We start from the raw sequence: 3,527 nt of genomic DNA, 5'->3' as shown, positions 1-3,527 counted from the left end.
AGCCCGTTCGGCGCTGGCCAGCGCCTGTACCGCACCGGCGACCTGGCGCGCCAGCGCGAAGATGGCGTGATCGAGTATGCCGGGCGCATCGACCATCAAGTGAAGATCCGCGGCCTGCGCATCGAACTGGGCGAGATCGAAGCCCGCCTGCAGGAACTGGAGGCGGTACGCGAAGCCGTGGTGGTGGCGGCGGACGGCCCAAGCGGCAAGCAGCTGGTGGCCTATGTGGTGCCGGAGCCGACCTCGCTGGCACGCACTGAAGCCGAGATCCAGGGCGGCTACCTGCAAGGCGTCAAGGCGCAATTGCTGGATGTGCTGCCGGACTACATGGTGCCAGCGCAGTGGGTTTTGCTCGAACAGATGCCGTTGTCGCCCAACGGCAAGCTCGACCGCAAGGCCCTGCCCAAGCCCGACCCGGCGCAATCGCGCAGCGAATATCAGGCGCCGCGCAACGCCCTGGAGCAACGCCTGGCGCTGATCTGGCAAGACGTGCTGCGTCTGCCGCAGGTCGGCGTGGACGACAACTTCTTCGAACTGGGCGGGGATTCGATCATCTCCATCCAGATCGTCAGCCGGGCACGCCAGGCCGGTATCCGCTTCGCCCCGCGTGACCTGTTCCAGCACCAGAGCATTCGCCGCCTGGCCACGGTTGCGCAACTGAGCGAGAGCCTGCAGATCGACCAAGGGCCGGTGACCGGTGAGGCGCCGCTGTTGCCGATTCAGCGGGCGTTCTTCGCCAACGACATCCCCAACCGCCAGCACTGGAACCAGTCATTGCTACTGGCCCCGGCCGAGCCGCTGGACAGTGAGCGGCTGGCCCGGGCCCTGGAGGCGCTGCTGCAGCACCATGACGCCCTGCGCCTGCGCTACCAGCAGATTGACGGCGAATGGGTGCAGACCCATCAGCAACAGGTAAGCGCCGAAGGGCTGATCTGGCAGCATCGGTTGCTCAGCCTCGACGACCTGCCGGCGTACTGCACCGAGGTGCAGCGCAGCCTCGAGCTGGCCACCGGTCCCATGCTGCGCCTGGCCCTGATGACCCTGCCGGATGGCACACAGCGGCTGCTGTTGGCGATTCACCACTTGGTCATCGATGGTGTTTCCTGGCGCATCTTGCTGGAAGACCTGCAAGCAGCTTATCGCCAGCTGCAGGCGGGGCAGGCGCTGCAGTTGCCAGCCAAGACCACCTCGTACAAGGCCTGGGGCGAGCGCCTGAGCGAACATGCCCGTTCCACAGCCATGGTCGGGCAGCTCGGCTACTGGCAGCAGTTGCTGGACGGCGCGCCGCAGGCGTTGCCGCGCGACAATCCCGACGGGGCGATGGACAACCGGCATGTGCGCAACGTCAGTACCCGGCTGGACGCCAGCCGTACCCGGCAACTGCTGCAGGAAGCACCTGCGGCATACCGCACCCAAGTCAACGACCTGCTGCTCACCGCGCTGGCCCAGGTCATCTGCGCCTGGAGCGGCGAATCGTCGGCGCTGGTGCAACTGGAAGGGCACGGTCGCGAGGATCTGTTCAGCGACATCGACCTGTCGCGCACGCTGGGCTGGTTCACCAGCATGTTCCCGGTGCGCCTGGTGCCAGCCGACGACATTGCTTCGTCGATCAAGGGCATCAAGGAACAGCTGCGTGCCACCCCGGACAAGGGCTTGGGCCACGGCCTGCTGCGCCACCTGGGCAGCCCCGAGGCACGCGCAGCGCTAGCGGCCTTGCCGCAGCCGCGCATCACCTTCAACTACCTGGGGCAGTTCGATGGCGACTTCGCCGAGGGCGCGCTGTGGGTGCCCGCCAGCGAAGGGCGCGGCGCCGGGCAAGACCCGCAGGCGCCGCTGGGCAACTGGCTGAGCGTCGATGGTCAGGTGTTCGGGGGCGAGCTGAGCCTGAACTGGACCTTCAGTGGCGAGGTCTTTGCCGAGGCAACCATCGCCCAGCTGGCCGAGGCCTACCAGCAGGCGCTGGAGGCGCTGATCGCGCATTGCCTGGTGGAGGCCCACGCCGGGCTGACGCCGAGTGACGTGCCCTTGGCCGGGCTGGACCAGGCACAGCTCGATGCGCTGGCACTGCCGGCCCGGACCATCGCCGACATCTACCCGTTGTCGCCCATGCAGCAAGGCATGCTGTTCCACAGTTTGTACGAAGCCCGCGGCCGCACCTACGTCAACCAGATGCGCCTGGATATCCGTGGCCTTGACGTCGAGCGCTTCGCCAGTGCCTGGCAGCAGGCAGTCGACCGTCACGAACTGTTGCGCGCAGGCTTCCTGTGGGACGCCGGGCTGGAGGCGCCGCGCCAGGTGATCCACCGCCAGGCTCGTCTGCAGATCACCGTGGAGGAGAGCGGCGCCGCTTCTGCCAGCCAGCTCGATGCGCGTGCCAGCGCCGAACTGGACCGCGGATTCGATCTGGCCTGCCCACCGCTGCTGCGGCTTTGCCTGGTGCGCACCGGCGCTGACAGCCATCACCTGATCTATACCAGTCACCATATCCTGATGGATGGCTGGAGCAACTCACGCCTGCTTGGCGAGGTGCTGCAGGCCTACGCGGGCCAGACCGTCGCTGCGCCGGAAGGCCGCTATCGGGACTACCTTGCATGGTTGCAGGGCCAGGACCAAGCGGCCAGCGAGCGCTTCTGGCAGGCCCAGCTGGCGCCCCTGGAGGAACCGACCCGATTGGCCCTGGCCTGCGCCCGGGCGAGCTCCGCCGAGCCCGGCCAGGCGCTGCACAGCGCCCGGTTGAATGTCGAACAGACCCAGCGCCTGCAGGCGTTCGCCCGACAGCAGCAGGTCACCCTCAATACCCTAGTGCAATCGGCCTGGCTGCTGCTCTTGCAGCGTTACACCGGCCAGCGCAGCGTGGCGTTCGGCGCCACCGTTTCCGGGCGCCCGGTGGAGCTGCCGGGGATCGAGCAGCAACTGGGCCTGTTCATCAACAGCTTGCCGGTGATCGCCACCCCGGACGGCGCGCTCAGCGTCGCCCAGTGGGCCCAGGCGGTGCAGGCGCAGAACCTGGCCCTGCGCGACCACGAACATACGCCGCTGGCTGACGTGCAACGCCTGGCCGGGCGCAACGGCGAGGCGCTGTTCGACACCTTGCTGGTGTTCGAGAACTACCCGGTTTCCGAAGCACTACAGGCGGCCCCGGGCGGCCTTGGCTTCAGCAACCTGGGTTACAGCGAGCAGAGTGGCTACGCGCTGACGCTGATCGCCCAGGTGGGCGAGGAACTGGAGCTGGCCTTCAACTACCTGACCCAGGATTTCGCCGAGCCGACCATTCGCCGCATCGCCGGGCAGCTGACCCAGTTGCTGATGCAGTTCATGGCGCAGCCGGATAGCCCGTTGGGTGAACTGCCGCTGCTGGAGGCCAATGAGCGCCAGCAGGTGATCGGGCACTGGAACGCCACGGCGCGCGATTACCCGGGCACGCCTTACGTTCATCAGCTGTTCGAACAGCAAGTGGCCCTTCAGCCGCAGGCGCCGGCACTGACCTTCGCCGAACGCACCCTGAGCTACGCCGAACTCAATGCCGA

The 3,527-nt window shown here is 67.3% G+C and carries 1 protein-coding gene; it reads left to right on the top strand.

Annotation, left to right across the window (positions count from 1 at the left end):
* Window positions 1-3,527: condensation domain-containing protein (locus tag ACQKPS_RS26705; protein ID WP_427606278.1), on the top strand; the 3,527-nt coding region annotated here is incomplete at both ends.

The organism is Pseudomonas sp. NPDC086566 (assembly GCF_050280885.1).
GTDB classification, from domain to species: Bacteria; Pseudomonadota; Gammaproteobacteria; order Pseudomonadales; family Pseudomonadaceae; genus Aquipseudomonas; species Aquipseudomonas vlassakiae.
Note: the sequence above shows the minus strand (reverse complement) of the source record. Positions and strands in the feature narration are given on the sequence as shown.